Source organism: Taibaiella soli (assembly GCF_003236175.1).
Classification (GTDB): domain Bacteria; phylum Bacteroidota; class Bacteroidia; order Chitinophagales; family Chitinophagaceae; genus QKTW01.
This window is the reverse complement of record NZ_QKTW01000003.1, coordinates 339,561-366,067: the sequence shown is the minus strand read 5'-3', so window position 1 is coordinate 366,067 and position 26,507 is coordinate 339,561. Positions and strand designations below refer to the sequence as shown.

The window sequence follows — 26,507 nt, the reverse complement described above, 5'->3', positions numbered from 1 at the left end:
ACAGATCTAAGACGCAACAGGCAACAAAAAGGTTACAGCCGGAAAAAGATTTCTTCAGGTGTAACCAGTTTCCGGCAAACAGCGTCATATAGCCATAGATGAATTCGCAAATCCAGGACAACGATATTATTCAGCAAGTATTAAACGGGCAGAAAAATGCCTATGCAATACTCGTGGATCGTTATAAGAACTACGTGTTCACGCTGGTTTTGCGTTATGTAAATAATCGGGAAACCGCAGAAGAATTGGCTCAGGACGTGTTTGTGAAAGCGTTTCGTTCACTGGTCGATTTTAAAGGTACCAGCAAATTCAGCACCTGGCTTTATACAATTGTCAACACTACTTGTCTGTCTTATTTACGGAAGAAGCAGGAAAATGTGCATTTTTTCGAAGAAGCCGACCTGGTTCACCTTTCAGAAAACCGCGCAACAGCAGATCATTTACCGCTGTCAAAACAAAATTACCAATTGATACAACGGGCGCTGGAGCACTTACCGGCAGCCGACGCTCAATTGCTTCAGTTGTTCTACCTTGCAGAGCAGCGGATAGACGAGATCGTATTAATCACCGGAATCTCCGCAAATACCGTAAAAGTAAAACTGCATCGTGCACGAAACCGATTGAAAGATATATTGGAACAGCATTTTAAAGAAGAATTAGAAACCTATCGATAAGCCCTCATAAAAAAATTGTCATGCAGCAATATGAAATAGATCAGCGGATATGGGCCTATATCGACGGCCTCGATACTGCAACAGAAAAACAAAAAACAGAAATGTTGCTTGCGACAGATCGCGCCTGGAAGGAAACTTATGAGCGCCTTTTGGCAATGCAATCTTTGCTTAGTGATAAAAATTTACTGGATGAGCCATCCATGCGTTTTACACAAAACATCATGGAGCAATTGGCGACTGTTCAACCTGCCCATAAGATGCAGCCTTTGGCGAAAAGCTGGGTTGTAAAATTATTAGGTGCTTTTTTTGTGTTATCGACTATTCTGTGGGGCGTCCTGTTATTTACCACCAAAGGAACGGGCAATACGCAAATATTCCATTGGGAATTCAGCAGCAAGGAAAATCATAATTTACTCTTCTTTGGCGCCGCCATCTATATTGTAGTATTACTTGTCTTGGCCGACCGCTACCGAAGTTTCCGCAAACAGATACATAAAACAAATCCTTCCGCTTAGGGAAGGATTGTTGTTTATCGCAGCGATTATTTTACTAAGTCTAAAGTAAATTCTTCCATACTGTGCAGCTTCACATCGGCAATTGCAAAACGCGGATCATTGTAATGTGCAGCATCCGGAACCACAATCGTTTTCATTCTCGCCGATTTTCCCGCAATCATACCATTTACTGAGTCTTCCAGCACAGCACATTGAAGCGGCGTAGATCCCAGCTCTTTTGCACAATGCAAAAACACACCAGGATGCGGCTTGCCTAATTCAACAGAATCGGCGGAAGTAATACAATCAAAATAATGAGAGATGCCAAAATAATCGGTCAAGGCCTGTATCATGCGCATCGGAGAGGAAGACGCCAATCCGATTTTATAATTATTTGCTTTCAGCAATTCCAAAGCTTTTTCAATACCCGGCATCACGCGGCCACGTTGTTTTGATAATTCTATAATATCATCAAGGATTTCGTCGGCCACAAAACTAGCAGTTTGCCCTTCCCATGGATATTTCACCGCCCAGTAATCCGTTACTTCATAAATGCGGAGACCAGTTGTTTCTTTAAATCGTTCCGGCGTGATCGGAATCCGGTGTTTACCGGCAATGCGCAGCATACTTTCGCCCCACAGGGGCTCTGTATCCAGCAATAATCCGTCCATGTCGAACAATACGGTATTTATCATAAAGTCAAAATTCAAAAAGTCAAAAAAGCTGAAAGCAGAAAGCTCAAAGCAGAAAGCACCCCTTGTTAAATCAAATAGATCGCGTTGGGCGTTCTCCTCCTTTGGAGGAGTTAAAGGGGCCTTTATGCCGCCGCAAAATTACGGACAACCGGGCAAAAGCCGAAAGCTTACAGCGCAAAGCGGTGTTAATTCCTGATAACGGATGCAATTAATCTGTTGATTGTGACCGATATGGTAACTTTCCGATGAGGCATCCCTGTAGAGAATGGCCGTATTGGGTGACTTTTCGGGTGAAATTTTCAATAAAAAATGGCTTTGAATGGTGCCAAAGATTATTTTTGACCGCAAAATTCCAATTCTTTATGAAGAAGCGCAATGCTTTTTATGCTTTTCTGGTAGGTGCATCGCTGCTTAGTGCAGGTGCACGCGCTGAAGGCAACATTAAATTTACAGAATATGACATGCCCAACGGGCTGCATGTAATCCTCCATGAAGATCACGCTACTCCCATTGTAGCGATGTCTGTAATGTACCATGTTGGTTCTAAAAACGAAGATCCGCAACGCACTGGTTTCGCTCACTTCTTTGAACACCTCTTGTTTGAAGGCAGCGAAAACATCAAACGCGGCGAATATATGAAGCTGGTTCAGGCAAACGGCGGCGAGCTGAATGCCAATACTACGCAAGACCGCACTTTTTATTACGAAGTATTACCATCTAACCAGCTGGAACTGGCTTTATGGATGGAATCTGAGCGTATGCTGCACGCCAAAATCGACACGATCGGCGTAGAAACGCAACGTAAAGTGGTAAAAGAAGAAAAGAAACAGAGCTATGATAACCGTCCTTACGGCCAATTGCTCAATGTTGTGTATGAAAACTCATTCACGGTGCATCCGTACCGCTGGACGCCGATCGGTAAAGAACAATACATCGATCAGGCTACGCTGGGCGAATTCATGGATTTCTACAAAACATTCTATGTGCCAAACAATGCAGTAGTTGTTATCGGTGGTGATATCAACATCGAGCAGAGCAAGGCGCTGATCACTAAATATTTTGGTGATATTCCAAGAGGCACAAAAGCAATTCCTCGTCCAACGGCGGTAGAACCTGCACAGACAGCTGAAAAACGCGTTACTTTCTATGATAACGTACAGTTGCCTGCAGTTTTGCTTTCTTACCATACACCAAAAATCGGCACGGATGATTACTATGCGATCCAGATGCTGACACAACTGCTGAGCCAGGGCAACAGCTCTCGTTTTCACAAAGAAATCGTAGACAAACAACAAAAAGCTGTTGAAGCAGGCGCTTTCGCATTGCCAAACGAAGATCCTTCTCTGGCTGTAATGTTCAGCATTGCGAACATGAACGTAAAACCAGCTGAACTGGAAAAGGCAATGGAAGATGAAATCGAGAAAGTAAAAACAACACCGCTTTCTAACGAAGAATATCAAAAACTCATTAACCAGGCAGAAACTGATTTCGTAGCTAAAAACCAAAAAGTACTGGGCGTGGTAACTAACCTCGCTACTTACTGGACATTTGAAGGCAACGCGAATCTGATCAATACAGAACTGGACCGTTATAGAAAAATCACGAAGGAAGATCTGCAGCGTGTAGCTAACAAGTATTTCACGAAAGAGAACAGACTGGTCGTTTATTATTTACCTAAATCTGAAGAAAAAAAATAAGCGATTGTTCATCTGATCACAGCTTTCAAACTAATTATTTATGAAAAAGATCACGCTCTCTATACTTACACTCGCACTGCTTTCTTCTGTAAGCCGCGCACAGACTCTGGATCGCAGCATTCGCCCGAAAGCAGGTCCTGCTCCTGAAGTAAAACTTGGTAAAACTGAAACATTCACACTGTCTAACGGCATGAAAGTTTTCGTGGTTGAAAATCACAAACTGCCAACGGTTGAATACTCTATCCAGCTCGATATCAAACCAGAACTGGAAGGCGATATGGCTGGTTTCCGCGACATGTTCTCTGAACTGATGACCAGCGGTACTAAAACACGTTCTAAAGACAAACTGAACGAAGAAATCGATTTTATTGGCGCTGATGTATCTGCAACTTCTGAAGGCCTGAACGGTAGCTCACTCAAAAAGCATCAGGACCAATTGCTGACGCTGATGGGCGATATCGCTATGAACGCTGATTTCAAACAGGAAGAACTGGATAAAACCAAACAACGTACACTTTCTGGTCTGGAAGCAAGCAAAAACGAACCGGATGCGATGTTGAAAAACGTGGCAGCAGTCCTCAACTACAGCACGAAACATCCTTACGGCGAAGTTTCTACAGAAACATCTGTAAAAAAGATCAGTCTGGATCGCGTAAAAAAATACTATAGCACTTATTTCCGTCCAAATGTAGCTTACATGGCTGTAGTTGGCGATATCACAGCTGCTGAGGTAAAACCATTGCTGGAAAAATATTTTGGCAAATGGGCTAAAGCAACCGTTCCGGTAGCGACTTATGCAAAACCAACTGCGCCGGCAACAACCGGCGTTGAATTCGTACCACGTGACGGCGCTGTACAAAGCGTAATCAATGTTACTTACCCAATTGATCTGAAACCTGGCACGCCGGAAGTGATCAAGGCTAAAGTAGCAGGTACTATTCTCGGTGGTGGTTCACAGGGTCGTCTGTTCCTGAACCTGCGTGAAAAACACGCCTGGACTTACGGTTCTTATTCTTCTATTACTGCAGATGAGCTGGCGGGTAATTTCACTGCATATGCAAAATGCCGCAACGTTGTTACCGATAGCTCTGTTGGCGAAATCCTGAATGAGATGAACCGCCTGAGCGTAGAAAAAGTAGATAACGAATCACTGCAGAACACCATTGCTTATATGAGCGGCGGTTTCGCAATGAGCCTGGAAGATCCTGCGCGTATTGCACAATTTGCGATCAACACAGAACGTTACCACATGCCAAAAGATTACTATCAGAACTATCTGAAAAATCTGGCTGCCGTATCTTCTGATGATGTAATGGCTATTTCTAAAAAATACATCACGCCTGCAAACGCAAACATCGTTGTAGTAGGTAGCAAAGATGAATCTAAGAAACTGGCTAAATACTCAAAAGATGGCAACATCGCTTATTTCGATGGTTACGGTCGTCCGCTGAAGGAAACCGCTACTGCTGCAGCTCCTGCCGGAGTAACTGCTGATGCTGTTTACAATAAATATGTTGCAGCTATCGGTGGTGAAAAAGCGATCAACGGTCTGAAAGATATGAAACTGGTAGCTTCAGGTTCTATCCAGGGACAAACGCTGACTTTTACTTCTATCAAAAAAGCACCAGCCCAGATGTCAATGGTAGTTGCGATGGGTAGCATGACTTTGCAAAAAATGGTTGTAAACGGCGACAAAGGTTACAAAGTAGAACGCGGACAAAAAGTAGATCTTACAGCTGATGAACTGAAAGATCTGAAACAAGAAGCGGATCTGCAAAGCGACCTGCATGCTACGCAATATGGCATCAAACGCACTTTGAAAGGCATGGATAAAGTGAACGACAAAGACGTTTATGTGCTGGATGTAGTAAACGCTAAAGGTGATAAAAGCACTGAATACTATGATGCGGCAACCAACTTCCTGGTAAAAAAAGTAGAAATGTCTGAACAAGGCGCAGCTACAACCGAATTCGCAGATTATCGCGAAGTACCGGGTACTAATGGTTACAAGGTTCCATACTCGGTTAAAATCCCGGCTGGCCCTAACATGTCTATCGATTCTAAAGTAACTACCGTAGAAGTGAACAAAGGCATCGCTGACAGCGAATTTCAATAGTAGATTATTCTTACCGGAATAAAGAAAAGCAGGCCATTGGCCTGCTTTTTGCTTTCCATTCCTTAAATTTAGTTCTATGGATTTTAACGTAAGAATTCACCCTAATAAAGTACGACAGGTACTTTTCCTTTCACTGTTGTTACTGATCCTGGTGGTGCTCTGCATTCATTTCTTCTTTTTGCTGAGTGCATTGCTGGGCGCTGTCACGCTCTATGTGCTGTTGCGCAAGGCAATGATACGCATGACGCTGCACTGGAAATGGAAAAATGGACTGTCTGCACTTTCATTGATGTTGCTGTCGCTCGTTGCCATTGTCCTTCCGTTTGGCTGGCTGGGTTCCATAGTCATTGACCGTATTTCCCCTTTTCTCCAGGACCCCAACGCCATCAATCATTTTTTCACCCAAATTGATGGTTATTTACAACACCAGTTTCATTTCAATATGCTGGACAAAGAAAATCTGGCAAAAATCACAAATGCGATTACCGGTCTGGCGCCGACACTACTCGGCTCTACGCTCAATATGCTGACCAATCTGATAGTCATGTATTTCCTGCTCTATTTTATGCTGACCAGCATTACTTCATTAGAAGCATGGGTTCGTAAAAGCCTTCCCCTACGGCAGGAAAATAAAATATTAGTGCTCAGTCAGGCTAAGGCTATCATTTCAAGTAATGCTATTGGCATTCCCATTGTAGCGGCTTTACAGGGATTACTGGCTGTGCTTGGTTATTATCTTTTCGGCGTATCAGATCCAGTAATGTGGGGCATCATGACCGGTATCTGCTCCGTGATTCCATTTGTAGGCACTATGGCTACCTGGGTGCCGATTGCAGTGTACACATTAGCGCAGGGGCACGTTGGACAAGGCGCCGGGCTTATTGCCTGGGGATTTATCGTCATCGGCCTCAGCGATAACGTACTCCGGTTGATCCTGCAAAAAAGGCTGGTCGATATCCACCCGCTCATCACCGTATTCGGCGTAGTGGTTGGCCTGGATATGTTTGGTTTTTGGGGTGTCATCTTCGGACCATTGCTGCTTTCCCTGTTTATCTTGCTGGTACGTGTATACATCAATGAATTCATCAACGATGAGGTAACGGTAGAGGCAGTAACGGAAGATTCCGGGCCGGATCAGAAGGAAAAATAAACGGGGGCAATGAGCTCTCTTCCACTTATCCAGCGGCATAGCGGCGAGGCGCATTGGTAAAAACCAACAACCATCGCCACCGCGTGGATTTTCTTAAATAAGCAGCAAACCGGGTTTCTGAAGTCATAGCTTCAAACTGGCACATAATGAAAAAGAGCCCTGCAACGCCGTCAAATGACCGGAAATACGACATCCGGTATCTGCGCAGTTCTAGATGGTGGTCCTTTGAACTCGGCCGTAATATACAATTTACCCGACAATAAATTTGTTTTTTACATATACAATGCCGTTTTTTTATAGCTATCTAAATCTTTTATCCCCACGTCGCAAAAATCTAACATATCACGCGTTGGGATTAATCTGAGAATTGTAATTTAGCAGCCGCTAACTTTTAATACAACAACAAAAAATAATCGATCCTTCATGGCTAAGATCAAAGTAGCAAATCCGGTAGTGGAACTGGACGGGGATGAAATGACCCGAATTATCTGGAAATTTATCAAGGACAAACTGATCCTTCCATATGTTGATGTAAACATCAAATATTTTGACCTCGGCGTGGAGCACCGCGATGCTACCAACGATCAGGTAACTATTGATGCCGCAAACGCAATCAAAGAAGTGGGCGTAGGTATCAAATGTGCTACCATCACTCCGGACGAAGCGCGCGTAAAAGAATTTAACCTGCAACAGATGTGGAAAAGTCCGAACGGCACTATCCGTAACATCCTTGATGGTACCGTATTCCGCGAGCCAATCGTTATTCAGAATATCCCGCGCCTGGTTACTAACTGGGATGCTCCAATCATCGTAGGTCGTCACGCATTCGGCGATCAATACCGTGCTACCGATTTCGTTACAAAAGGAAAAGGTAAACTCACTATCAAATTTGAGGGTGAAGACGGTACCGTAATCGAACATGAAGTATACCAATTCAAAGGTGATGGCGTAGCGCTCGCTATGTACAACACAGATGAATCAATCCGTGGTTTTGCACGCTCTTGCTTCAACATGGCGCTCAGCAAAAAATGGCCGCTGTATCTTTCTACAAAAAACACCATCCTGAAAAAATACGATGGCCGTTTCAAAGATATTTTCGAAGAAGTATACGAAGGCGAATTCAAAGCTGAATTTGACGCTGCAGGCATCACTTACGAACATCGTCTGATTGATGACATGGTAGCAAGCGCACTGAAATGGAACGGTAACTTTGTATGGGCTTGTAAAAACTACGATGGCGACGTACAAAGCGATACTGTAGCACAAGGTTTCGGTTCACTGGGTCTGATGACTTCTGTTCTGGTTACACCTGACGGTAAAACAATGGAAGCTGAGGCTGCACACGGTACGGTAACACGTCACTACCGCGATCATCAGAAAGGTAAACCAACGTCTACCAATCCAATCGCATCTATCTTCGCATGGACGCGTGGTCTGGCATTCCGCGGTAAACTGGATAACAACCAGGAACTGATCGATTTTGCAAACGCTCTGGAAGCTGTTTGTATCGAAACAGTAGAAAGCGGTAAAATGACTAAAGATCTGGCTGTTTGTATCCACGGCAACAACGTGAAACACGGCGATCATTATCTGTACACAGAGGAATTCCTCGATGCACTGGATGCGAATCTGAAGACAAAACTGAACAAATAATAAAGTTCACTAACTGTAAAAGCGGTTGTCTCAAAAACTAGAGGCAACCGCTTTTTTATGCCCTTATACCCGAAATATATACCCTCACTTTTATGTTCAAGCAGGTTTTACAGGTAGATCAAGCACGATAAATTATTGATTGTCAAAAGTCCGGCATGATATTTGATATTGTATCAATAGTCCATGAATTCTTAAAATGCCAATTCCTGTATATATAATAAATTTAAAACCTGATGCAGAGCGGGTAATTCATTGTATCAATGAATTTGGCGGCAGATCTGAATTTTCAATTCAGATTGTACCTGTTTTCGAGCATAAAATTGATGCAATCGGATTTTGGAATACGATTATTTATATACTCCAAAATCTAACTCACGAAACAGATGAATATGTGATCATCTGTAAGGACAGCCATAGTTTCACCAAACATTATTCTCCAAAACAATTGGCTGAGTGCATAACAATTGCCCAATCTTATGAAGCTGATATTCTAAATGGATGTTCTCAAACAATTGACTGCTCAATCAACACCGCGGCAAATGTTTTTAAAACGGACATCTTTTCTGGGATACAGTTTACTGTGATATTCCAGAAATTTTTTAAAACGATAATAGCGGCGAATTTCGTCGATTCCGCAGACTATAAAATTTCTATGTTGACGAAAAAAAAGTTTTTTATACACCCGTTTATATCAGTTGAGAAAGATTTTAGCTATACCGTTAGTTCTAATAATTTTTTCAATCAAAATGAAGGTTGATAATACTTGTTTGCCTTATTATTTCAGTTATGCTGCGACAAATAAAAGTGTTCTCTGAAAATGGGATTGTTCTGGAATTGACAAAAACATTTACCAAAAATGATGCAGCATTGATTAAAAAAATATTTGAAACTAGATTAAAAGAAAACTGCAAACATATTAACCTCCTGGTTAAGGTCGAAAATGGAGCTGTAACTAGTCTCATAAAATTCAAAGCCTTTCTTGAAGGCTTCCTGTGGGATTTTCTACACGCTGATAAAATAAATTGTTGTGCAATAGTGGCACCTGTTGAGTTACTCAATTCATTATTTGAAATTGAGTGCAAAATCCTCAGCTTCAAAAAAACGGCGTTTGAAGAAAAATATTTTGAACAAAATCAATTAGACGAAGCAATGAAATTCCTAAAATCGAATCGAAGTTCTTTCAATATGGACTAATCGAAAAGTAGAATTTAAATATTCATCGCAATTACACATTTAAAAACAAAAAATGCATAATCAAAAAGCAATTAATTCCAATAACAAATTATTAGCAAAACTCCCTGTCCGAATTAAATAGCTTTGCAATATCTTTTTCCCACCACGAAAGCCGCACGCGGGCGCGATTACGCCCATTATTTATATATAATATTATTTTATTCATTTTGAAAGTCGTAGTAATAACAGGCGGTACAAAAGGTATTGGTTATGGGCTGGCAGAAGCATTTCTGGCCAGAGGATGTTCTGTAGTAATTTGCAGCAGGTCGATACATTCAGTAGAGGCAGCTTTAGAAACTTTACAAGAAAAATATACCTCTGGTAGGGTTATTGGCATGGCATGTGATGTCGCCAACTACGAAAGCGTAATGGCACTTTGGAATCTTGCAACAGAAAGTTACGGCAAAGTACATATATGGATTAACAATGCCGGCCAGAGTCATCCTCGAAAAAGCATCTGGCAACAAACACCGGAACGGCTACGGTCTGTCGTGGATACAAATCTGCTTGGTGCAATGAACGGTTCTTCTGTAGCAATAAGAGGAATGATGGAACAAGGTTTCGGCAACTTGTACAATATGCTTGGCTTAGGCAGCAATGGCATGAAAGTAAAAGGCTACGGACTTTACAGCAGTACTAAATATGCAATGAGGTACTTCACAGAAACGCTCATAAAAGACATGGCAAAAACCAATGTGCAAGTGGGCACTATTTTACCGGGCATGGTACTGACTGACTTACTTGTAGGTAACGATACGGAGGACCCGGAACAGATTAAGAAACTGAAATGGATTTTCCGCGTATTGGCGGATAAAGTGGAAACAGTAACACCATGGATTGCCGATCAACTTTTACTCAATAACAATACCAACGGCAGCCAGATTTCATGGCTGACGAAACAAAAAATATTTTTCCGTTTTCTAACTGCCCCCTTCCGGAAAAGAAATCTGGACATTAATTAAATGCCCACCGGCTCCGGCGTTAGGCTCCACTTTTGTGGGAAGTACACTCCCGAACTCCTCCTGCCCATTATGCCCGTTGAATTAATTTTTCGCCTTCACAAACTCATCATAATAAAATACGGCGCGGATTTCTGTGTACGTAATACTTTCGTCGAGCTTTGATTTGATAGCCGAGGCTGAATTATCTTCCGTTTCAGCCATCACTTTCAAAATCTGATCTCGCACCGTATCAGAAACAAACATGGACACGCTGATCTCTCCGGTTTTGATGAACTGCAGTAAGTGACCTTCAACCGTACTATTAGAAAGACCACGCTCTGTTGCAATTTCATTGATCAGCTTACCTTCTTTAAACATATTATAGCTGATCGTTTTACTATCTTCTTTTGGTTTCTGTTCCTCTTCCCCACTCCATGCTTCCACTATAGGCGGTACCGCTTCTACCAGTTTTATAATGGTTTCCGGATCTGCATTTTCGCTTAGTCCCTTCGCAATTATTCTGCCTTGAGTCATTTGGCGTTTTCTGCGCAACAAGCCATGTCGGAGTGCTTCAAGTGCACGCAAATAGGCTCTTGCGTTTTTACGCACTTTTATTTCGTCATAATGTTTCTGCAGCGAATAAAGAATTTCTTCATCAATCAGCTTCGTAAAATAAGCGATGGCAGCATCCGTACGTTGCAGCAGTTGCGTAAAATCCCCGTTTGCCGTCGCAGCCAGAAAATGTATCTGCTTCACAAACTTATCTCCCGTGGCCGTTGCGTCTGAAACCCGCTCCATAAAGCCAGCCGACCATTGCATGGCCAATTGTTTATCGGCTAGTGCTCGGTCTTTATATGCTTTATGATGCTCTTTCACTTCATCCAGTAAATTATTCCAGTCAAATAGCAGCGAGAGCCTGTCAAGCAAAAAGACAGTCTGATCCTGACGCAGCTGTTGCTGTATCAAATCTTCTGCCATTTCGGTATCGTAAAATGCAAGAATGCGCTCATCAGTATAAATGGCGTCACTATTGATTTTCGAATGCAGTACCAAACCTTTCAGCGAAGTAAGACGGCTTAGTGCCACATAAACCTGTCCTGGCGCAAAGGCAGATCCTGCATCCACAATTGCTTTCTCAAACGTAAGCCCCTGACTCTTGTGAATGGTAATTGCCCATGCCAGACGAACGGGATATTGTGTATAACTGCCGACTTCCTCTTCTTCTACCTTATCATCTTTTTCATTGTATTCGTAGCGAACGTTTTTCCAGATTTCTTTTTCCAGCAAAAACGCATCATCGCCAGGTGCAAACCGCACGTAAATGCCATTCTCCGTAATACTATCGATTGTGGCCAGTTTGCCGTTGTAAAAACGTCGTGCTTCGCCTTTATCATTTTTGATAAACATGATCTGCGCACCTTCCTTCAACTGCAGATCTATGTCTACCGGTAAAGCTTTATCGCTGAATTCGCCTTTTATAGCACCGGTAAATGTGTGTGATTTTCCCCTTAACCGTTCTAATTCCCGTTGATTGACCTCATCCGCCCGGTAATTATGCGTGCTGAGCAAAATATATCGGTCCTTCTCATTTGGGATAAAATCCGGACGATAATAAGCATTGAGTGTATCTAAATCCTGGCGTGTAGCGCAGTTGTTACGTACGTTATTGAGCAGATGAATGAAATCTGCATCATTCTGACGGTATATTTTTTTCAGTTCAATAAACAAAGGCGTCGCCTGCTGCATCACGTGCGCGTCGAAGAAAAACGGACTTTTATAATAACGGCTCAGAATCCCCCACTCTTCATTTCCCACTACCGGCGGCAACTGAAACAAATCACCGATGTAAACAACCTGCACGCCACCAAATGGCTGTGTATATTTTTTCCGGAAATGACGCAAAATGAGATCTATAGCGTCCAGCATATCGGCCCGCACCATAGATACTTCGTCAATAATCAGCAATTCCAGTTCCTGTAACAGTTTCCTTTTGTTACCATTAAACCGGATATTTTTAAATAAACTATGCTGATCAGTCGCTGCATCAGCCGCTCCGTCGAAACCACGGCGGGAGCCAGGAATAAACGGACCAAACGGCAATTGAAAAAATGAATGCATCGTAACGCCGCCTGCATTGATTGCGGCTACGCCTGTTGGCGCAACAACAACTGTATTCTTAAGCGTTTGTGCCTGAATTTGCTTCAAAAATGTAGTTTTCCCCGTTCCGGCTCTTCCGGTGAGAAATAAATGCCTGTTGGTATGATGTACATAAGACGCCGCGAGATCAAACAGCACGTTGCGGGATTCATTCATGGGTGTAAATATACTAATTGGCGATCTCCGGTCATCAAAACTGCCTCCGGTTTTGTAATATTGCTGGCGCAAAAAACGGTTCCAATATTTCTTTTATGAGCGAAAAACTACACGAGGACAAGGTTTACGAAAAACTGGATTACACTGGCCAGACACACCGGTTTCATGAATTTATTTCGTGTTCTTTTTCTGGCTGCAATTTTTCTGGAACTGATCTTTCCGACAATCATTTTCTCGACTGCAAATTTGAAAACTGCAATCTGAGTTTAACGAAATTTAAAAACGCTAAACTCAATAATATTCGTTTTGAAAACTGTAAGATCACAGGTGTTGATTTTGCTGTTTGCAACGATATGTTTTTGTCGATGAGCTTTGGCGGTTGCATTCTTGATTATGCAAATTTTTCCGAACGCAAACTGAAAAAAACCTCGTTTAGCCATTGCAGCATGAAAGAATGTGATTTTACGGGTTCTGATCTTTCACAATCGATATTTGATCGCTGTGATCTTTCAGCTGCAATTTTCCAGCAATGCAACCTTGAGAAAGCTGATTTTCGCACAGCTACTTATTTTATGATTGATCCGGAGCGCAACCGCTTGAAGAAAGCAAAATTTTCGACAGACGGACTTGCAGGATTACTATACAAGTATGATCTGGTAATCGAGTGATTTTTCATGCACGATAGCAATTCTGCTGATGAACGGAGCGTCGCAACCAAAGTCCGATCGATGCTTCCGGAGCTGATGCCAAAAAAATTTTTTACCATTCCAGTCGATGAAAATAATAAGGGCAATCGAAATCGATTGCCCTTTATTCATGCTTCGTTGGGGAGCTTAATTTTTTACGAATTGTAGTGTCTGTGTTTCACCCGCATCACTTGTCACTTTCATAAAATAAGTGCCTGGTGTAAATCCGGAGCAGTCGACAGATGAATAAGATGGATTAAACATCTTTCCTGTGTATACAATCTTACCTAAAATATTATACACTTGAACTGTCAGCGCAGTTTCGGAAGTTGTAACGAGATTAATATTGTTGCTGACCGGATTTGGTGCGATTGTTACAGCAAACGGAATCATGTTCGCAGACTTCAGTGCGATGATCTTGCTCGATGTTTCCGTACCGTCATTGTTACGCATTCTGAGCCTGTAGTAATTAATATTTCGTGCAGGGTTATCATCAGTAAACGAGTAACTATTAGCACCACTGCCTACTGCAGTAACTTCTCCCACTTTATTGAAATCAGCACCATTGGCAGCATATTCGACAACAAATGATTGTGCATCTTTTTCTTCCAGTGTGTTCCAGTTCAGCTGTGCGTGGCCATTTATGATGTTGCCTTTGAAATCACCAAGTGTAATAACCAATGGTGCAACAAACGGAATACGATAATCCTCAACTTCACCATCGCTGAATGCGCCGCCAACATCTGATGTGGTAATAGCTCCTGTTGTGAGGCGGATACGAGCGTATGTCTGCATTGCACCGCCGGCGCCGGACAACGTAACATTATTCCAGGTAAACGGAACGCTGCCGCTGGTGGTAGATGCAGGTACGGTAGCGGTTATCGCCTCCGAAGGATCAAATGTACCGTCACCATTCCAGTCAATCCAGCAAACCAGATTGGCATCGCGGCCGGTGTTGTTGTTAAAGGTTGTAATAATAGTGTAAGATGAAATTGTCTGCGTTGTCAGCAACGGCGTATTGATAATTGCCGGCACATTAGCAACACCATCATCGTTAATATCGAGATTGGCGGCTGCTGATGGCTGCCCATCGAGCTTTGGCTCGTTGGTATTTCCCAAAGACAATCCCGGCAATACACCATGCGACGGACCACCAGAAGCCAGCAATGTTTTATAGCTGTCCGGATCATCACCAAAGTCTGATTTTACGGATACAATGATCGGGCTTACTCCGGAACGTTGTTGACCAACATTATTTGTTTTAGGCCAGATCCCCCACATACAGAAGAAATCTGTAACGAGATCAGTAGCTGTAGTTGGATTAAAAAATACCTGGCTATTTAAATCATCTGGCTGCAGATTGTTAACATTTGCGGTTTGAATATAATAATTGCTCGCTGGGATATTTGCCGCTGCGGCAGCCGAGACGCTATTGGTCACCAATGTGCGCCAACTATGACTGGCACCAATGTTTATCTTGCGAGCCGTCAAAACTGGTGTAACCGTCGTCGATGTAGTTTGTGTATATGGAACAAAAGCAGTTCCATTAAATGCCATGGACGATACCCATTCTGCATTACCACTAACACCGGGACCATTATACGCGCCATCAATATCTAGCGCCAGGAAATTGATATTTGCGGTTGGGCGGTCAAAATAAACATGAAACCCGATGCTGGCGGCACAGTTGTTTGCCTCACCATTATCAATCGTCTGGGTGTTGCCCTGAATCACGGTAAATTCTGAAGAATCTTTTGATCCGGTATAGGCTGCCAGTGTTTTTCCGGTAAAGGTACCGCCCATATCGTGACCTGTCCCCTTAGTACCGCTTGTATCTGTGTGTGTACCACCGCCGGTGCTGATTTTATCAACTTTTACAATTGTGCCGTCCGGAAGTTTTGTGCCGCCCGGCATAGAGTTGATAATAGAATAGAGAGGAAAACTGTAATAATAAGTTTGCGCTTTTGTTTGTGAACTAATACCAAGGAATAGGAGTGGTAAAATTCGGGGGAAAATTTTCATAATTTTTTTCTTTGTGTTACCAGAGAAAAATCAAACCCTGTGCCAATTTAGAATTTTGGCGACGGCGCCTGCCGTCCATCACACAGATTATACATTATGACAATTTACATTAACAGATGCAAATACATTACGAGAACAAAACAAACAACATCACATAATTTATTGATTTTTAAATATTTGAAAAAATTTCACTCCTAAAAAAGCAGCGTCTTCAATTCCTTATAACAGTACTGCAAAAAATCAGGTTATAAAAAAAAACGTTTGTAAAAAAAATATGAATTTCTTCGGAAAATATTCCGCTTAAGCAATTTGCTACTGTCAATAAAGTACAAACAAACGATGCCCGCAAAATTCTGAGTCTCGAAAATCGCAGGTAAAAAATGAGATAAAAATTTAGTTGGGTTGGTAAAAATTAAGCGCTTCCGAAAAGCGAAAACATCAAAAAATAGGAAACAAAAATCACTACGATAAAAACGATAGCGTATGTGAAAAGCCGCTTATTCAGGCGCCGGATCATAAATCCGTTTTCTGCTAATTCTTCACGGGTGCCTTGCTTCCGGCCCAACTTCACAATCTTGATCACATGAAGCAATATGGCAATTGTGTAGGCGATAAACAATGCAAGCAAATAAAGGGTGAACATGCGTGGGCAATATTTCGTTTAAATGGTGGTTCTTTCGATGGTGATGTAAAAATAAATTTAATTCGGCAAACTTATAATTCGACAATTGCGGATTTAGGCGATCGGTCACCGCGCACATCGATTTACGCGATTCTGCCCGTCGTGCTCATTCCCGGATGCATCAGATTACCGAAGTGTCAAATTGATTATTATCTTGTTGCTTCAAAATCTACCACATGAAAAACATTAAGAGCCTGTTACTTACAGCGCTGTTCTTTCCGCTATTAGCCAATGCGCAAAAAACGCATACCAAAAACGACCACTCCCACACCCACGAAAAAAAACAACAAAAAGATCAGACAATCCGCGGTGTCAGCTTTGATTATTTCAAAGCTTCTGTTTCAGATTTCACTGACAGCACAAAAATGCCATTAGCAGATAGTGCCTGGACGATGTGGAAAACAGAAAGATGGCCAGACCTGGAAAGTTTCTTCACACGCAATAATCTGAATGGTGGCTGGCCTCCAAACCGTGGTGCAGTCAACATGAAAATCACGACGCTTTCTGCCGGTGTCCTCGTAGATCGCTATGGCGGATATTATGACGCAGACAGCGTGTTTCAAGACAAAGGCACCTTTGTATCAAAAACAGATGTACCGTTTCCGCAGCGTGCATTGCCAGAAAAAACACTCAGCTCACCGCACCGCGTGTACAAAATTGTAAAGCCGATTCCGAACGTAAAAGAAGGTCAGATCATTCCGTGGTTCAGCCAGCCAGGACTCGGTACTCAATATGAATTACCATACACCGTCAACGATCTGAAAAAAGAGGGTTATCTTCAAGAAGAAAAACAATAGTTATGGTTCGGAAATTAGCAATAGACAAAAAACTGATCTTCGATGGTCCTGAAACAGAACTCGGCAAAATGCAGATTTTGCTGGACAATGTCGACGTCGACATTCATGAGCCGATTCGTTTTGTTGATTTTGGAGACAATACCTTCGAAGGCTTGCGTGACAAATTAAATCCGGAAGACTTTTTCGGCATTGCGAAAGATGGTGCGTTCCAACCAGATGAAGGTTTTCTGCATTTATATAAAGGTTCCGAAGACATGCGTCTTTATTACATCAGGAAACATAATGTTGTGATTGTTTTTGCCTACGGCGAATTTCAACCAACAAGGTACCGGCTCTATTTTGAAGGGGCCTGGGAAATAACTGGTGAACGCTGATTTCCGAATTTTGAAATTCTTAGTTTTATAGAGCCGTTGCACTGCAGCGGCTCTATCTGTATACGCGGGCAATGCATCTCCAACAGTTTTGAATTTCAGGGTCAACGATCAAACGAAAATAATTTTGCTTCGTTATTCTTTTTGCCCGTAATCAGATCATGAATAATATTTGAAGCAATCTGGCTGTAGATAATTCCATTGCCACCGAAACCCAATGCAAAGTAAATATGCCTGTTCGTACCATAATTTCCGATATAAGGCAAACCGTCTTTGGTAGTAGCAAACACACCTGCCCAGCGAAAATCCGTTTTGAAATTAATATGTGGAAAAAGCTTGCAGAATGATGTTTCCAGCGCTTTCGCTTTTAAGGACAATGCTTTGTTTCTTTTTTGTACCGAAGTAAAATTATCATCTTTACCGCCAATCAAAATGCGATGATCATCGGTAGTGCGGAGATACAAATAAGGCGTTGCAGTTTCCCAGATCAAAGAATTCTGATGCCAGAATTGTTTTTCGGCAAAAGGCTCACTGACGATAGCATAGGTGGTCGACAGCTGATCTACCGGCCTTGCCAAATATTTATTGGACTCATAACCGCAGGCAATCACCAGCTTTCTCGCGGTTATGCTGTACCCATCGCCGGTTTTCACCGATACACTTCTTTTATTATTGGTGATTGAAATTATTTCTGTGTGATCGTAAACTTGCAGACCGGATTTCAAACCGTCAAGCAGTAAAGCGTGCGTCAGTCCATAAGCGTTCACAACAGCACCATTTGCAGAAAGCACAGCCGCGGCCTTTTCAAAGCCATACCACTTCTTCACATCTTCCTGCTCCAGCCATTCTATATCGATGCCAATATTTTTACGCAGCTGATATTCAATTTTCAGATCCTTATAATCTTTCCTATAAGAAGCATACTGTAAACTGGGACGCGTTTGAAAATCTACCGCAGCAAAGTGTTTGCTCAACTTTCCGATTTCATCGATCGCACGAATGCCTAGCAAATAACTCTCTTCTGCGTTCCGCTGCCCTATTTTCGGGATAAGTTCGCGCAGCGGCACATCTATTTCATATTGCAGTAAAGCTGTGCTGGCAGCTGTACTACCCATACCTACGTGTCTTTTATCTACCACTACTGTTTTTATACCTGACTTGCACAAACGCCACGCAACAAGCGCTCCACTGATGCCCGCACCTATCACGAGCACCTCTGTATGCAAATCTTGTACCAGCGAAGGATAAGTAGCGATAATGCCTTTTTCCAATAGCCAGAAAGGATAGTCGGTTCTTAAATCCATAGCGCTGATTTTGTGATCGCTGATGTCTGAATTTGGTCCTAAGAAGTAAAGACGTTGCTCGCAACGTCTTTACAGAATACATTTCATTGTGTTCACTTCCGGCACCTGACAACCAAATCGGGAAATCAGCTATCAGCCGTCGGCAATTAGGCAGCTCTTTGCTGATCGCGCATGTTTCTGATACGATCATGTGAGCTTTTCAATTCTTGTTTTTGTTTTGTAACCAGTTCTCTCGCTTCGCTGGAAAGACCATCTTCTGCAAGTGCATTACGATATGCGTCCTGTGCTTTGTCTTCTCCGTATTCACAAGCTTCCAGCATTGATTTACGATCATCACCGGCGAATGTAGCTTTTACGCCCATCCACGTCCGATACAGTTTACCGGCATTGGTGGTTTCATTATTCGCTGCAGCATCTGTATGCACATATGGTTGTAATTCTGTAACATTTTTGCGGCTCTGCGCGGCCATTTCATCAAATGTCATCGCAAGATCGGAATCCTTTGGATCAGTCAATTGATCTTTTGCTTTCTGATAACCTTGAATACGATCATTGTTGATCAACAGCAGATCGTTCAGTACTTCGCTGTTTGCTTCATTTGTTGTTTTCATAGTTAGTTGTTTAAATACTATTAATAATTTAAGTTGCTCCGGTTCTATTTTACTTTGTTCAGCATTTTTTGCGCCTCATCAAGATGATGATGTAATGTTGGCAATTGATCTGCGGCAAATGCTTTGATGTCTGCATCTGTACCTGATTTTGCTTCTTCCTCAAAAGAGCTGATTACGTCTTTGTGACCATCCACCATTGCTTTTGCATATGCTTTGTCAAAGTCTTTTCCTTTCTTTTCCTGCATTTTATTTTTCTTGTCCTGAGACTTATCAGAAAGTGTTTCTGGCACTGCAAGGTTTTTTGCAGCAGCTAATTTTTTTAACTTCTCTCCAACAGCTGTATGATCTGTCACCATCATACTACCAAAATCTTTTACTGCCTGATTCATACCATTAGTTTGTGCAACATTCCCCAGCTCTACTTCCAGCATACCTGCGTCAGCAGCATTTACTACAAAGTTGGCATCTGACTTAGTCAGCGAATCAGTCATAGGAGCAGGAGGCATTGCCTGCGGTGCATTCTGGCTATCAATCATAGCGTTGTTTTCGGACTTAGCTTCTTTTACACTGTCTGTAGAACCGCTATTGTTACAGCTGGCCGTAATCAATAATGCCGCAGACATGCTTAATAAGATGAATGATTTCATAATGATGTTCTTTTTATGGGTTAAAAATTTTAGACACTATGATGGTTAAAAATTGATGCCAAGGCGAGAATCCATTACCTACACAACTTTTCAGAATGCTTATTACCATAAGTATATGCATCACTACCGCAGCGGTCTATGGTTTCCCCATTTTTGGGAATTAACTCCGGCTGCAACCACGAAAAAACTATGGCACAATTTTACAGAAGAGCAAGATCAAAAACATTTCAAGCGTAAAAACAAAAAAGCTTTCTGCTGATGAAACAGAAAGCTAAAATCTAATTGTGAATAATGGAAAAACAATAAATGCTACATTCTTTCACGCGCTTAGTTGACCAATTGACTATTGTCGGCGGTCATTTCTTCTCTTATATTACCGAACTCATCAATCCACGAAGGAAGGCTGTAATACAGTCTGCGACTGCCTGCGGTATGATACCCGAAAATGACATCCCTCTTCTGAGCATGCAATATCTTTTGGTACATATACTGTTTTGGATTAGTAATATTATCCGGAATCAGATTGCTAGCCATCAGGGTTTCTTCGATTTCCTCTCTGGTAAGCGGGCAACCGGCTGTTGCAATGATATCCGCGATAACAATATCCCAATCATTACTATAATACCATTTTCTTTTGGACTTATCGCTGCATGATAGTTCCTGTGTAAGCTTGTTAATTTCTTTATCAAGCACCATGAGCGCATAATTATACTGGCTGATGACTTTCTGAAACTGAGCCTGCTGGCTTTTCTTCGCTGCTAATCTCTCTCTCAGGTTATTTGCCGGATTTTCTTGTTTCATAACACAAGTTTCTGCTTTAGTGTACGAATACAAAGATCCTCCAGATGCGGAAAAAATACCGGTCCGAAAAGACATTATAATTAACCAAAAAGACATTTCGGTTGGAACTCAAAATGATGTTGCAGCATAATACTCATGCTAGTACGAACTACTCTACTGGAATTTGATTCTAAAGTGCCTGTCTTTCACTACGGCATCTATAAGATGCCAGTTCGTGTCATCATCAGCCGTTTTAAGAATATCCTTTGGCAAAACATTAAAGGTGTTTTGAAATTGCTTGGTGAATTTGCCGCTGTTTAAAAAGCCCACCATGCTTGCAACCTCCGCAACAGAATATTTTTTTGTCAACAGTAGTTCCCGGGCCTTATCCATACGGCGTTGTTTATAGTACGTGTAGTAACTGACACCAAATGTCTTTTTAAAAAAATCCTTGAATTTGGTCGCACTCATGTGTGCCTCAGCAGCTACCGTTTCAATAGTCGGCAAAGGTTCGTCAAACTGTTGTTCTATCCTAAAATTGATATCAAGTAATGCCCGGACATCTTTTAAGTTCGATACGCCCGTTATTTCTCCCGCATGTTTTCCTATTTCAATCTGCAGGACTTGTGCAATAAGTTGCATCACAATTCCTTTCAAATAAATTGCCAGAGCATAATCTGTTATATCAATACGGCTGAGATCATCTGTCAGCTTTAGAATTTTATCGTTGCAAGTTCCGTACAACACCAGCGGCTTTGTTCCAAACAATCTTTTCCAGGTTGCTGCATCTACCTTAAGATTATCTACGGGAACATTATCGGTAAAAAACTTCCGCGACATGTGTAAGATAATATTGTCCAATTGACAAACGGGCATATCCGTATGTGCCATAGTGTTAGAAGACATTACGATATAGGAGTTTTTCTCCATTAGCCCAATGGGCGTTATGTCGTTACCTTTATCATTTACATGTAACCGTTGCCCCAGCGCCCTGTCAAAATAAAAGTGATAGTAAAGCTCTCCTTCACCGAGATCATGAAAGACTTGACAAGGCTGCTTTATTGATAAATTTACAAGCGTAATGCTCAGACCTTTATCAACAGAAAAATTACGTAACTCCCCATCCCATACATCATTTTTAATTTTGAGGAGATCATTACTGTAATGCACCTGGCCTTTCCACTTTTCTTTGATTTCTTTTGCTAAATCTGTCAGAAATGCGTCTGGGTTGTCGACGGTCAACCTGACTGGAGAAATGTTTGTCATGGGTAGCTATTTTCAACATTAGCAATTTACATATAAATATTGCTAATATCAAAATATATCTTCATTTAAACTCAGCCATTTAAAAGCAACAGCAGCAAACAAGCACAAGCCAGCAATGCACCACCAAAGTACAGCAAAGCCAAATTGCTGCGCCAGCCACGGTCCCGCGCCCATTCCCGCAATCTGCGCTATAGACCATGCTACAGTATACAATCCTGCGTATTGTCCACGGTTTTCAGGCACACACCTGCTAGTCCAGAAGGAATTCATAAACGGCATTGAAAAAATTTCACCGACAGTAGCCAGCAAAACCGATGCAACAGCGACTACATAGCCATTATGCAACAAGTTAAAAACCGCATAGGATAAAGCTATCATGATGACGCCATAAACGATATAATACAGGTTATGCCGCTTGCCTTCCAATGAGTAAACGGTCACCATTTCGAAACAAGCTATCAACACACCATTTATGCCCATTACAATACCAATGAAACTTTCATCGAGACGAAGCTGCTCTTTATAAAAAAGCGGAACCGTGCTGAACAACTGAAAAAAACAGAATGCAAAAATGATGGTCAGCAAGATGAAAATAATATACACACGGTCTTTATAGGCAGAACGTACGACCTCCGTTTCGCTGTGACGAACGATTTTCTGAACGGTTGCCGTATTCTTGGAAGGTGCCAGAAATAACCATAGCAACGCCGCCGCAGTAATATTGCTGATCCCGTCAACCCAGAACAATAAATGATAATTGTGCGAAGCCAGAAAGCCGCCAATGGTGCCGCCTAAAGCCCAGCCGAGATTAATAGCAAGCCGATTCAGCGAATAAGAACGTGTTCTGTTTTCTTCTTTGCTGTAATGTGCAATGGCAGTAGCATTCGCCGGGCGAAAGGATTCATTGACGACACTTAGAAAAAATGTGGTCACACAAATCAGCGGATAGCTATCGATCTTACCCAACAGGATAAACATCAGGCCGCCGCCTACTAAAGCATACAGCTGAATAAAATAAAAGCCGATCTTATCAGTAAGTCTACCACCAATAAATCCACCACACACTGCACCTGCGCCAAAAATGGCCATCACCAGACCGGCTTTGCCCAAGCTGACATGTTTGCTTTCGGTAAGATAGAGCGTCATAAACGGCACCACCATGGTACCGCAACGATTCACCAGCATCACGAAGGAAAGGAGCCATGTAGAAGGAGATAAGCCGCTGTATGCATTACGGTATAAACGCAGCGCCTGACTCATGTCATCAAAAATACGAAACTAAATGTGGGGAAGGTGTTTGATGTGGGTAATGTGTTTTAAAATGCGACAATACAATAATGGAATCTGGGAATGTGTTTTAATGTGATTAATGTGTTTTACAATGCGCCGATGAAATATGATAACTATACTTTTCCTCGCGTGTCATCAATTTCGCATTATGCACATTAAAGTGAAGAATGCAACGGACAAACACATTCAGCCACATTCATCACATTAAAACACATTATCCAATTAACGCATTGCGCTAACGATAATCCTCAACCGTGAGTTGTTCTTTGCAGAAAAAATATTCCCGCACATCGTTCGAAGCAACGATTACCAGACGGTTTTTAGCGTATTGTTCCATCCAGTTGGTATATTGTTCTACCCCAGCCTGATCCAGATTGGTGCATGGCTCATCGAGCAACAACATCGGTGTATCGGCGAAGATGGCTTGCGCGAGTTTTACGCGTTGTTTCATGCCGGAAGAAAATTCTCCGATAACGCGGTCTGCGGCCGCTTGTAAACCGCACAATTCAATGATGGACGAAATGCTGAGACCCGGCAGCATTTTTTTAAAAGAGAAGTGAAATTCTAAAAATTCGTGGAGCGTAAATTCCTCGACGATTTCCATGCCCGGCGCACAAAAACTGATGTATGGAAACAGATTGCTGTTCTCAATCAATTTATCATTATCAAAATGGAAAACTTTACCGAGGGAAGGATTCTGCATGCCGGCTATAATGCGCAGCAGTGTGGACTTTCCGCTACCATTGGCGCCTAAAAGTGCATAGGCGCCGGGCGCAGAAAAAGTATAGTTTATGTCTTTAAATATCCAGTGGCGCAGAAAGCGTTTACTGGTATGCTCAAGAGATATCTTCATTGTGGCGGCGCGTATAACCTCTCATAATACCTCGTCCGGTTTCGCGGATAAATGTTACGATTTCATCACGTTCATCAGACACCGGAACTTCAGCTTCGATAATGCTCAGCGCTTTGGAAACATTGTAACCGCGAACATACAGAATACGGTAAATGTCCAGAATATGATTGATCTGATCCAGGTTGAAACCACGGCGTTTCAGACCTACCGAATTTACACCTACATAAGAAAGTGGCTCACGTGCAGCCTTTACGTAAGGCGGCACATCTTTGCGCACCAGCGAACCGCCAGTTACGAAAGCATGTGAACCAATGCGCACAAATTGTTGCACTGCTGTAAGCCCTGCGAGTACTACGTGATCACCCACCTGAATATGGCCGGCGAGCGTAGTATTATTTGAAAAAATACAATAATCACCGATTTCGCAATCGTGTGCAATATGGCAATAAGCCATGATCAGACAATTGTTGCCGATCTTGGTATGATTGCGGTCTGATGTACCTCTATTGATCGTTACACATTCACGGATCGTACAGTTATCGCCGATGATCGTAAGTGTATCTTCTCCTTTAAATTTTAAATCCTGCGGAATACCGGAAATAACTGTGCTTGGAAAAATGCGGCAGTTTTTACCGATACGTGCGCCCTCCATAATGGTGACATTGGAACCGATCCAGGTACCTTCTCCGATCTCTACATTTTTATGCACTGTAGTGAACGGATCGATCTTTACATTAGGACCGATTTTTGCGTCGGGATGAATATATGTAAGTGGATGGATCATTTTTTGTCTTTTCTAATGATTTGCGCCACCAGCTCAGCTTCGGTAGCAATTTTATTACCTACATATGCAGTACCGCGCATTTCGCAGATTCCGCGACGGATCGGGCTCAGTAATTCCAGTTTCAGGATCAGTGTATCACCAGGTACAACTTTCTGTTTGAATTTTACCTTGTCGATCTTGAGGAAATACGTGTCGTAATTTTCAGGGTCTGTATAATTATTCAGGCCAAGGATACCACCTACCTGCGCCATTGCTTCAATCTGCAACACGCCCGGCATTACCGGATTACCCGGGAAGTGACCCTGGAAGAAATGTTCGTTGAATGTAACGTTTTTGATACCTACCACATGCTTATCGCTCAGCTCAATGATTTTGTCAACGAGCAGGAACGGATATTTGTGCGGCAACGCTTTTTCGATAGCGGTGATATCATAGATCGCGGGCTGATTCGGATCATAATGCGGAATATCGGAAAGGTGTTTATTCTTTTTGATATACGCTTTGATCTTACGGGCAAACTCCACGTTGGAAGCGTGACCCGGACGGCTTGCGATGATATGTGCATTGATAGAATATCCGATCAGCGCCAGATCGCCCACTACGTCCAGCAGTTTGTGACGTGATGGTTCGTTCGGGAAGTGCATCTGGATATTGTTCAGAATACCTTCGTGTTTTACTTCGATAGTTGGCTTGTTGAAAACAGTCGCAAGACGCGCCAGTTCTTCTTCTGTAACCGGTTTATCCACCACAACGATCGCATTGCTCAGGTCACCACCTTTAATCAGATCGTGCTGCAGCAAATATTCCAGTTCGTGCAGGAAACAGAAAGTACGGCAAGGAGCAATTTCCGATTTGAAATCAGAAAGCTGTTTCATTTGCGCGTGCTGCGTTCCAAGAATCGGAGAATTGAAATCGATCAGTGTAGTGATCTGGTAATTACTGGCCGGAACGGCAAGCATATCCACATTCTTTACAGGATCGTAAAAATGGATATTCGTGTCGATCGTGTACACCACTCTTTTTGCTTCCTGTTCCTGGATGCCTACGCGTTCAATTGCTTCGATGAATTGAATAGCGCTGCCGTCCATGATTGGAATTTCTGGTCCGTCGAGTTCTACCAGCACGTTGTCGATGCCGAGACCTACGAATGCAGAGAGCAGGTGTTCGATAGTGCTTACACGAGCGCCATTGTGCTCGATAGTAGTGCCACGTGATGTGTCTACCACATAATCCACGTCAGCTTTTACGATTGGCTTTTCCGGTAAATCAACACGCTGAAAACGAATACCAAAACCCGGATTAGCAGGTTTCAGCGTCATGTTCACTTCCGAACCGGTGTGAAGGCCCACGCCAGACAGTTCGATATTTCCTTTGAGCGTTTGTTGATTTTGAGCAGAGGTATTTGACTGCACAGCTTATATAATTTTTTATCCTTTCTTAAATAATGG

General features: G+C 42.4%; 25 protein-coding genes. 12 read left to right on the top strand and 13 right to left on the bottom strand.

The features are described 5' to 3' along the window. The first annotated feature begins 98 nt into the window (after positions 1–98). Both DN068_RS03360 and DN068_RS03355 read left to right on the top strand, forming a co-directional pair. Positions 99–674 (top strand): RNA polymerase sigma factor, encoded by a 576-nt coding sequence (locus tag DN068_RS03360; RefSeq protein ID WP_110997468.1) that lies wholly within the window; start codon positions 99–101, stop codon positions 672–674. A gap of 20 nt (positions 675–694) precedes the next feature. Next, positions 695–1,189, top strand: coding sequence for an anti-sigma factor family protein (locus DN068_RS03355; protein ID WP_110997467.1), 495 nt, complete (start codon positions 695–697; stop codon positions 1,187–1,189). A 26-nt stretch (positions 1,190–1,215) separates the two neighbouring features. Here the strand turns inward: DN068_RS03355 and hxpB are convergent, their stop codons facing one another. Next, positions 1,216–1,863 (bottom strand): hexitol phosphatase HxpB, encoded by a 648-nt coding sequence (gene hxpB, locus DN068_RS03350; RefSeq protein ID WP_110997466.1) that lies wholly within the window; start codon positions 1,861–1,863, stop codon positions 1,216–1,218. A gap of 362 nt (positions 1,864–2,225) precedes the next feature. Between hxpB and DN068_RS03345 the strand changes: the two genes are divergently transcribed. The 7 genes from DN068_RS03345 (at position 2,226) to DN068_RS03315 (ending at position 10,674) form a co-directional block, all read left to right on the top strand. Beyond that, positions 2,226–3,560: a M16 family metallopeptidase gene (locus DN068_RS03345; protein ID WP_110997465.1), complete on the top strand. Its 1,335-nt coding sequence runs from the start codon at positions 2,226–2,228 to the stop codon at positions 3,558–3,560. A 40-nt stretch (positions 3,561–3,600) separates the two neighbouring features. Continuing rightward, positions 3,601–5,676, top strand: coding sequence for a M16 family metallopeptidase (locus tag DN068_RS03340; RefSeq protein WP_110997464.1), 2,076 nt, complete (start codon positions 3,601–3,603; stop codon positions 5,674–5,676). Positions 5,677–5,752: 76 nt separating this feature from the next. After that, positions 5,753–6,826: an AI-2E family transporter gene (locus tag DN068_RS03335; RefSeq protein ID WP_110997463.1), complete on the top strand. Its 1,074-nt coding sequence runs from the start codon at positions 5,753–5,755 to the stop codon at positions 6,824–6,826. 423 nt (positions 6,827–7,249) lie between these two features. Then, positions 7,250–8,479, top strand: a complete 1,230-nt coding sequence (locus tag DN068_RS03330; protein ID WP_110997462.1) for an NADP-dependent isocitrate dehydrogenase — start codon at positions 7,250–7,252, stop codon at positions 8,477–8,479. Positions 8,480–8,675: 196 nt separating this feature from the next. Beyond that, the gene (locus tag DN068_RS03325; protein ID WP_110997461.1) at positions 8,676–9,236 is read left to right on the top strand and encodes a hypothetical protein; all 561 of its coding nucleotides are present in this window, start codon (positions 8,676–8,678) and stop codon (positions 9,234–9,236) included. 29 nt (positions 9,237–9,265) lie between these two features. Further along, complete coding sequence (locus DN068_RS03320) at positions 9,266–9,673, top strand: SpoIIAA family protein (protein ID WP_123985220.1); 408 nt, start codon at positions 9,266–9,268, stop codon at positions 9,671–9,673. A gap of 206 nt (positions 9,674–9,879) precedes the next feature. Next, a complete protein-coding gene (locus DN068_RS03315) occupies positions 9,880–10,674 on the top strand; it encodes an SDR family NAD(P)-dependent oxidoreductase (protein ID WP_165836266.1) in 795 nt (264 codons plus the stop codon). 81 nt (positions 10,675–10,755) lie between these two features. On the opposite strand, the gene DN068_RS03310 is transcribed toward DN068_RS03315, so the two are convergent. Beyond that, positions 10,756–12,966 (bottom strand): helix-turn-helix domain-containing protein, encoded by a 2,211-nt coding sequence (locus tag DN068_RS03310; protein WP_110997458.1) that lies wholly within the window; start codon positions 12,964–12,966, stop codon positions 10,756–10,758. A gap of 95 nt (positions 12,967–13,061) precedes the next feature. Here DN068_RS03310 and DN068_RS03305 point away from each other — a divergent pair, with 95 nt between their 5' ends. Continuing rightward, positions 13,062–13,634: a pentapeptide repeat-containing protein gene (locus tag DN068_RS03305; RefSeq protein WP_110997513.1), complete on the top strand. Its 573-nt coding sequence runs from the start codon at positions 13,062–13,064 to the stop codon at positions 13,632–13,634. A 165-nt stretch (positions 13,635–13,799) separates the two neighbouring features. Here DN068_RS03305 and DN068_RS03300 read toward each other — a convergent pair whose 3' ends face one another. Both DN068_RS03300 and DN068_RS03295 read right to left on the bottom strand, forming a co-directional pair. Beyond that, positions 13,800–15,674, bottom strand: a complete 1,875-nt coding sequence (locus DN068_RS03300) for a GEVED domain-containing protein (RefSeq protein ID WP_110997457.1) — start codon at positions 15,672–15,674, stop codon at positions 13,800–13,802. 412 nt (positions 15,675–16,086) lie between these two features. Further along, positions 16,087–16,317 carry a hypothetical protein gene (locus DN068_RS03295; protein WP_110997456.1) on the bottom strand — a complete coding sequence of 77 codons (231 nt, stop codon included), beginning with the start codon at positions 16,315–16,317 and terminating at the stop codon, positions 16,087–16,089. Positions 16,318–16,532: 215 nt separating this feature from the next. Here DN068_RS03295 and DN068_RS03290 point away from each other — a divergent pair, with 215 nt between their 5' ends. Together DN068_RS03290 and DN068_RS03285 are read left to right on the top strand one after the other, a co-directional pair. Beyond that, entirely contained in the window at positions 16,533–17,153 is a 621-nt protein-coding gene (locus DN068_RS03290; protein WP_110997455.1) for a TNT domain-containing protein, read from the top strand. Between the two features lie 2 nt (positions 17,154–17,155). Next, the gene (locus DN068_RS03285) at positions 17,156–17,527 is read left to right on the top strand and encodes a hypothetical protein (RefSeq protein WP_110997454.1); all 372 of its coding nucleotides are present in this window, start codon (positions 17,156–17,158) and stop codon (positions 17,525–17,527) included. A 101-nt stretch (positions 17,528–17,628) separates the two neighbouring features. Here DN068_RS03285 and DN068_RS03280 read toward each other — a convergent pair whose 3' ends face one another. From DN068_RS03280 to DN068_RS03240, 9 genes are all read right to left on the bottom strand, one after another. Beyond that, on the bottom strand, positions 17,629–18,828 hold the full coding sequence (locus tag DN068_RS03280; RefSeq protein WP_110997453.1) for an NAD(P)/FAD-dependent oxidoreductase: 1,200 nt from the start codon (positions 18,826–18,828) through the stop codon (positions 17,629–17,631). 146 nt (positions 18,829–18,974) lie between these two features. Further along, positions 18,975–19,439, bottom strand: a complete 465-nt coding sequence (locus DN068_RS03275) for a PA2169 family four-helix-bundle protein (protein ID WP_110997452.1) — start codon at positions 19,437–19,439, stop codon at positions 18,975–18,977. A gap of 44 nt (positions 19,440–19,483) precedes the next feature. Further along, the gene (locus DN068_RS03270) at positions 19,484–20,086 is read right to left on the bottom strand and encodes a DUF4142 domain-containing protein (protein WP_110997451.1); all 603 of its coding nucleotides are present in this window, start codon (positions 20,084–20,086) and stop codon (positions 19,484–19,486) included. A 327-nt stretch (positions 20,087–20,413) separates the two neighbouring features. Beyond that, positions 20,414–20,887, bottom strand: coding sequence for a hypothetical protein (locus tag DN068_RS03265; protein WP_123985219.1), 474 nt, complete (start codon positions 20,885–20,887; stop codon positions 20,414–20,416). A 153-nt stretch (positions 20,888–21,040) separates the two neighbouring features. Then, positions 21,041–22,132 carry a helix-turn-helix transcriptional regulator gene (locus tag DN068_RS03260; RefSeq protein ID WP_110997449.1) on the bottom strand — a complete coding sequence of 364 codons (1,092 nt, stop codon included), beginning with the start codon at positions 22,130–22,132 and terminating at the stop codon, positions 21,041–21,043. Between the two features lie 48 nt (positions 22,133–22,180). Then, positions 22,181–23,392, bottom strand: a complete 1,212-nt coding sequence (locus tag DN068_RS03255) for an MFS transporter (protein ID WP_110997448.1) — start codon at positions 23,390–23,392, stop codon at positions 22,181–22,183. Positions 23,393–23,657: 265 nt separating this feature from the next. Continuing rightward, entirely contained in the window at positions 23,658–24,275 is a 618-nt protein-coding gene (locus tag DN068_RS03250; RefSeq protein ID WP_110997447.1) for an ABC transporter ATP-binding protein, read from the bottom strand. After that, positions 24,259–25,059, bottom strand: a complete 801-nt coding sequence (gene lpxA / locus DN068_RS03245) for an acyl-ACP--UDP-N-acetylglucosamine O-acyltransferase (RefSeq protein ID WP_110997446.1) — start codon at positions 25,057–25,059, stop codon at positions 24,259–24,261. Before lpxA ends, DN068_RS03250 begins: the two co-directional genes overlap by 17 nt. Beyond that, positions 25,056–26,471 (bottom strand): bifunctional UDP-3-O-[3-hydroxymyristoyl] N-acetylglucosamine deacetylase/3-hydroxyacyl-ACP dehydratase, encoded by a 1,416-nt coding sequence (locus DN068_RS03240; protein ID WP_110997445.1) that lies wholly within the window; start codon positions 26,469–26,471, stop codon positions 25,056–25,058. The genes lpxA and DN068_RS03240 overlap by 4 nt, the downstream gene beginning before the upstream one ends. Positions 26,472–26,507 lie beyond the last annotated feature (36 nt).